Below are 2,622 nucleotides of genomic sequence, written 5' to 3' on the forward strand. Positions count from 1 at the left end.
ATCATGGAAAAAGCTGAAGCCCGCTTTGTCGACAAGCAGAAGAAGACAGCGGAGAAAAACAAGGCGACCGCCGAATATATGTCCGAGGCAAGAGCCAGGGAGATCAAGACGGCAAGGCTGAGGGAGCTTCGGCTGGCCAAGGAAGAGGCCGATCGTGTCGCCCAGGCCCTCAATCCGACGCCGAAGAAGAAGCGGGTGACCAAGAAAGTTACGGAGGCTAAGACATGAGCCTCACCTTCCCCAACCGCAGCCGCAGCTATGACGAGGCGGGCCAGCGCATCCGTTTCGTCGGCCATGACGGCATGTTCCAGATCTCGTTCTCCGTCGCCGCCGACGCCATGGCCAAGATGCGGCCGGGAACCGCGGCCGATGAAGCCGGTTATCTCCAGACATTCGACACCGAGAGCAGTGCCATCCGCGAGGTCGCGTCGAAGGCCTACGACCGCACCCACAAGAGCATGTATGTTCTGACGGCGTCCGATTTCGGCTGATCAGTCCATTGCATGTCGCTCAAAACGACGATTAAAGATCCATCCCCTCGACCATCGCGCGTATCTTCGCAGCCTTTTCGAAATGGTCGAGGCGGTGGGTTCTGATCCACCATTCGGCGGCTTCCATCAGGAGTTCGGGGTTGTCGTTTCTGTTGGCGAAAAACGCATAGAACGACACGCCGACGCCGGCCCCCTTCTCGGAGATCTTGCGGTCGCAAATCTCCAGTATCTTCTGCTTCAGGCTGGCTCTCACGGGAATCCCTTGATTTGCGGTGCGGCAGGCTTCCGCCGGCGGGCCGCTACGGATCAGGCCTTGCGCTCGGCCCGTTCGCGGCGTTTGACATCGCGGACATTCATCTGCACGACCATGTCCTCGGCCTCGCGCGGCCCCATCCCGACCATCACCTTTTGCCGGACCACCGCAGGCTGGCCGGTGAAGACATCGATGATGCTCCAGCTCTGGGGAAGCTCCATACGCAGCGTGTAGCGGTTGGCCATGCCGGTCAGCCTTGCATCGTGAAAAACACGGCGCCCAGGATCAGCACCGTCCAGGCGACGACCGACAGTTTCAGCACCATGCCGCTATGCACGGCCAGAAGCTTCCGCAGGTGCGACACACCTGCCGACGAGGCCGGTGCCGCCGCCAGGGCGGCAGGAGCCTTGAGGCCAAGTTTTCCAAAGACGGGCAGCAGCGACGGTTCACGCACGAAAGGCCTCGAATGTCAGGAAAAAGCGAAGCAAGAACGCTCGGCTCCCTTCCATACCACTCTTTTCGCGCGTGCCGGCATGCCAAATGCAAGACAGGACTGCTTTAACGTCCGGTCCGCACCGCCTTCGTAACGCACAAATCTATTCGTGGGGACTGACTGCCCTTGGGGCAGATTGGGACTGCTGTTCGACGCGAAATTTTGGAGGCCTCGCCTCGGAATCGAACCGAGGCTTCAGAGATTTGCCGTCTCCAGCGTAGCCGCTCCGCCACGAGGCCATGGCTGTTGAAGTAGCGGCCAAATATTTACGGAAAGGTTAATCCCGAGGGACTGTTCAGAATTTTCGGCACGATCTTCAGACCGTCCGCCAGCACATATTGCGGCCAGGTTTGCTGCCCGGCAGCGCCAACCCTTTGCCGGACCTCGCATCCCGCGCACGCTGCGATCCTTCACGCCTCAAGCGGCAGCCCGCCCCGTCTCGACCGAGGGCCTCCAGCACTGCGACTGGCGCTCTTCCCCTGAGCTAAGTGCTGCCGGCGCTGCTTTAACCCGCGTTTGCATTCGAAGGAAGAGAGCCGAGGCCCAACCAGCTTTTCCCTTGAACGGCGATCCAATCTGGTCTAGCCTCAGCTGAGAAAAGGTTTTCTCAAACAATTTCAGTCGGGCTCGGCCACCTGCCGGGCCTCTTTCAGATCGGTAAGAGAAAACCTTTTTCCAACTAAGGACTCTCGGCGCGATGCCATCGGACGATCTGCCTGTTCCGGTCTTTTCCAAGCCAGTCACCTTGCGTGACGTGGCCGCGCAGGCCGGAGTCAGCGTCGCTACCGCATCCAAGGCGCTCAACAGCCAGGGCCGGATGACAGCCGAGACGCGCGAACGCATTCGCGAGACCGCCCGGCGGCTTGGCTTCCGGCCCAACAGCCTGGCGCAAAGCCTGCTCCGACGCCGCAGCTTCACCGTCGGCCTGCTCACCAACGATACCTATGGCCGCTTCTCGCTGCCGCTGATGTCGGGCATTTCGGACGCGCTGGTCGACAATGGCGTCTCGGTGTTCCTGTGCAATGTCGAGGAGGATCCGCGGCTGGGCCAGATGCATGTCGACGCCATGCTCGACAAGCGCGTTGACGGCATCATCGCCACTGGCAAGCGCATCGATCGTCATCTGCCCGTCGACCTCTCCAATCTGCGCGTCCCGGTGATCTATGCCTTCACGCAGCCCGACCCCGACGCCGTTGCCTTCGTCTCGGACGATGTTGGCGGCGCCCGGCTGGCCGTCGAGCATTTTTGCCGGCTTGGCCGCAAGCGCATCGCCCACGTCACCGGGCCGGCGAGCTTTGCCGTGGTACACGCGCGCGTTCAGGCTTACCGCGACGTGCTCGCCGAAAACGGCCTGACGGTCAGCGAGCCGCTGCTCGGCTCCTGGT

General features: G+C 61.6%; 6 protein-coding genes and 1 tRNA gene. 3 read left to right on the forward strand and 4 right to left on the reverse strand.

What is annotated here, in order from left to right:
* Together ENZ74_RS28440 and ENZ74_RS28445 are read left to right on the forward strand one after the other, a co-directional pair.
* The coding region (locus tag ENZ74_RS28440) for a hypothetical protein (protein WP_127313168.1) at positions 1-228 on the forward strand (228 nt) is incomplete at its 5' end.
* Positions 225-491 carry a DUF1488 domain-containing protein gene (locus ENZ74_RS28445; RefSeq protein WP_013530531.1) on the forward strand — a complete coding sequence of 89 codons (267 nt, stop codon included), beginning with the start codon at positions 225-227 and terminating at the stop codon, positions 489-491. The genes ENZ74_RS28440 and ENZ74_RS28445, both read left to right, overlap by 4 nt.
* A 31-nt stretch (positions 492-522) precedes the next feature.
* Here the strand turns inward: ENZ74_RS28445 and ENZ74_RS28450 are convergent, their stop codons facing one another.
* From ENZ74_RS28450 to ENZ74_RS28465, 4 genes are all read right to left on the reverse strand, one after another.
* Entirely contained in the window at positions 523-744 is a 222-nt protein-coding gene (locus ENZ74_RS28450; protein ID WP_027160877.1) for a DUF6500 family protein, read from the reverse strand.
* Between the two features lie 53 nt (positions 745-797).
* Positions 798-989 (reverse strand): hypothetical protein, encoded by a 192-nt coding sequence (locus ENZ74_RS28455; protein WP_027160878.1) that lies wholly within the window; start codon positions 987-989, stop codon positions 798-800.
* 5 nt (positions 990-994) lie between these two features.
* Positions 995-1,198: a hypothetical protein gene (locus tag ENZ74_RS28460; RefSeq protein ID WP_013530528.1), complete on the reverse strand. Its 204-nt coding sequence runs from the start codon at positions 1,196-1,198 to the stop codon at positions 995-997.
* Positions 1,199-1,400: 202 nt separating this feature from the next.
* A tRNA-Cys gene (locus tag ENZ74_RS28465) sits at positions 1,401-1,476 on the reverse strand.
* A gap of 458 nt (positions 1,477-1,934) precedes the next feature.
* Here ENZ74_RS28465 and ENZ74_RS28470 point away from each other — a divergent pair.
* Positions 1,935-2,622: LacI family DNA-binding transcriptional regulator (locus tag ENZ74_RS28470; protein ID WP_164761271.1), on the forward strand; the 688-nt coding region annotated here is incomplete at its 3' end.

Source organism: Mesorhizobium sp. M7A.F.Ca.CA.002.15.2.1 (genome assembly GCF_003998715.1).
In the GTDB taxonomy this organism is placed as follows: domain Bacteria; phylum Pseudomonadota; class Alphaproteobacteria; order Rhizobiales; family Rhizobiaceae; genus Mesorhizobium; species Mesorhizobium ciceri.